We start from the raw sequence: 2,862 nt of genomic DNA, 5'->3' as shown, positions 1-2,862 counted from the left end.
CCGGATCATCGTACGCTCCGTGAACCCCCCGCCCTCTATAGACTGCGCCGCGGCGCCGCAGGAAGGGCGCACCAGCGGTGTTAACTGCGCCAATGCGCTCAGGTTCACCAGTGGCCTTGCTTGACCCGTGCGCCCGTGCGTGCGACGGCGCGCTCGCTTCCCATCAGACTCGCAAGGCCCGCCGATGCCCGCTCCGCAGCAGATCATGGCCGACGCCATCCGCGTCCTGTCCATGGACGCCGTCCACCACGCCCGTTCAGGTCACCAAGGCATGCCAATGGGCATGGCCGACGTGGCCACGGTGCTCTGGACCAAGTTCCTGAAGTATGACGCCGCCCGCCCTGACTGGGCCGACCGCGACCGCTTCGTGCTGTCGGCCGGTCACGGCTCGATGCTGCTCTATTCGCTCCTGCACCTGACCGGCGTGAAGGCCGTGACCATGGAGCAGATCAAGAACTTCCGGCAGCTCGGCTCGAACACGCCGGGCCACCCGGAGTACGGCCATACGCCGGGCGTCGAGACCACCACCGGGCCGCTGGGCCAGGGGTTGGCCACCTCGGTCGGCATGGCCATGGCCGAGCGCCACGTGAACGCCCGGTTCGGCGACGATCTGGTCGACCACCGCACCTGGGTCGTGGCCGGCGACGGCTGCCTGATGGAGGGCGTCAGCCACGAGGCGATCAGCCTGGCCGGACGGCTGAAGCTGGCCAAGCTGACCGTGCTGTTCGACGACAACAACACCACCATCGACGGCGAGGCCACCATCGCCGAGACCGGCGACCAGGCGGCCCGCTTCAAGGCGGCCGGCTGGGCGGTGAAGACGGTGGACGGCCACGATGCGGGCAAGGTCGCCGCCGCCCTGCGCTGGGCGGTGCGCCAGGACCGGCCGACGATGATCGCCTGCCGCACCAAGATTTCGAAGGGGGCGGGCCGCAAGGAGGGCGACCCGCACAGCCACGGCTACACCCTGTTCGACGACGAGATCGCCGACGCCCGGCAGGCGATGGGCTGGAAGCCCGCGCCGTTCGAGGTGCCGGAGGATATCTACCGTCCCTGGCGGGCCGCCGGGCGCCGCGGCGCCAAGGTCCGCAAGGCCTGGGAGGCCCGGCTCGCCGGCGCGCCCAAGGCCGCGGAGTTCAGGCGCGCCATGGCGGGCGACCTGCCGCCCGGCGCCTTCGACCAGCTCGACAAGCTGGCGGCCGAGGCGGTGACGACCAAGCCGGGCGCCGCCACCCGCCAGCATTCGGGGGCGGTGCTGGAGACGGTGTTTCCGGCGATTCCCGAGATGGTGGGCGGCTCGGCCGACCTGACCAGCTCCAACAACACCTTCGTCAAGGGCACGCCGGCGTTCGACGCGCCGGACTATGCCGGCCGCTACGTCCACTACGGCGTGCGCGAGCACGGCATGGCCGCGGCCATGAACGGCATGGCCCTGCACGGCGGCGTCATTCCGTTCTCCGGCACCTTCCTGGTGTTCTCCGACTACAGCCGCCCGGCGATCCGCCTGGGCGCGCTGATGGGAACCCGGGTGATCCACGTGATGACCCACGATTCCATCGGCGTCGGCGAGGACGGCCCGACCCACCAGCCGGTCGAGCACCTGGCGTCGCTGCGGGCGATCCCCAACCTGCTGGTCTTCCGCCCGGCCGACCTGATCGAGACCGCCGAATGCTGGCGCCTGGCCCTGGAGGCCAGGACGTCCCCGTCGCTGATCGCGCTGTCGCGGCAGAAGACGCCGGCGGCGCGCACCACGGCCAGCGACGAGAACCTCTCCGCCCGCGGCGCCTACCAGATCGCCGCGGCCGGCGGCCCGGCCCGGGTCAGCCTGTTCGCCTCGGGCTCCGAGGTGGCGGTGGCGCTGGGGGCGCGCGAGATCCTCGAGGCGCAGGGTGTCTGGACGCGGGTGGTCTCCACCCCCTGCTGGGAGCTCTTCGACCGGCAGCCCGCCCACTACCAGGACGCGGTGCTGGGCAAGGGCACGGTGCGCGTCGCCGTCGAGGCCGCCGCCAGGTTCGGCTGGGAGCGGTTCATCGGCGAGGACGGAGTGTTCGTGGGCATGGGCGGCTTCGGCGCCAGCGCGCCCGCCGAGCGCCTTTATGAGCATTTCGGCATCACCCCGGCCGCCGTCGCTGCTGCGGCGCGGGCCCGTCTTGCGGAATGACGGACCTGGAATGCTGTCGCAAGGGTTGACTCCAGGCTCCCCGCCCTAAAAAACCCGCCGTTAACCCGTCAGTCCGGCCGGAACGGCCCTCGACCCGCCTTCAGGAGAACCTCCGATCATGACCGTCCGCGTCGCCATCAACGGTTTCGGCCGCATCGGCAGGCTCGTCCTGCGCTCGATCGTCGAACATGCGCGGCGCGACATCGAGGTCGTGGCCATCAACGACCTGGGCCCGGTGGAGACCAACGCCCACCTGCTGCGCTACGACAGCGTGCACGGTCGCTTCCCCGGCACCGTTACCGTCAAGGGCGACACCATCAGCGTCGGCAACGGCGCCATCAAGGTCTCGGCCGAGCGCGATCCGTCCAAGCTGCCATGGAAAGGCCTCGGCGTCGACGTAGCGCTCGAGTGCACCGGCATTTTCACGTCGAAGGACAAGGCCTCGGCGCACCTGACCGCCGGCGCCAAGCGCGTCCTCGTCTCGGCCCCCGCCGACGGCGTCGACCTGACGGTCGTCTACGGCGTCAATCACGACAAGCTGACCAAGGAGCACAAGGTCGTCTCCAACGCGTCCTGCACGACCAACTGCCTCGCCCCGGTCGCCAAGGTGCTCAACGACGCCGTCGGCATCGACAAGGGGTTCATGACGACGATCCACTCCTACACCGGCGACCAGCCGACCCTCGACACGATGCACAAGG

Annotated in this window: 2 protein-coding genes; both read left to right on the top strand. The window is 70.4% G+C overall.

Annotation, left to right across the window (positions count from 1 at the left end):
- Positions 1–184: 184 nt before the first annotated feature.
- The gene (tkt, locus tag VGL30_RS10740; RefSeq protein ID WP_331539742.1) at positions 185–2,161 is read left to right on the top strand and encodes a transketolase; all 1,977 of its coding nucleotides are present in this window, start codon (positions 185–187) and stop codon (positions 2,159–2,161) included.
- 118 nt (positions 2,162–2,279) lie between these two features.
- Positions 2,280–2,862, top strand: a 583-nt coding sequence (locus VGL30_RS10735; RefSeq protein WP_331539740.1) for a type I glyceraldehyde-3-phosphate dehydrogenase, incomplete at its 3' end; no start/stop codon positions are given.

Origin of the sequence: Phenylobacterium sp. (genome assembly GCF_036502675.1) — a bacterium.
Lineage (GTDB): Bacteria > Pseudomonadota > Alphaproteobacteria > Caulobacterales > Caulobacteraceae > Phenylobacterium.
This window is presented reverse-complemented; position numbering and strand designations above follow the sequence as displayed.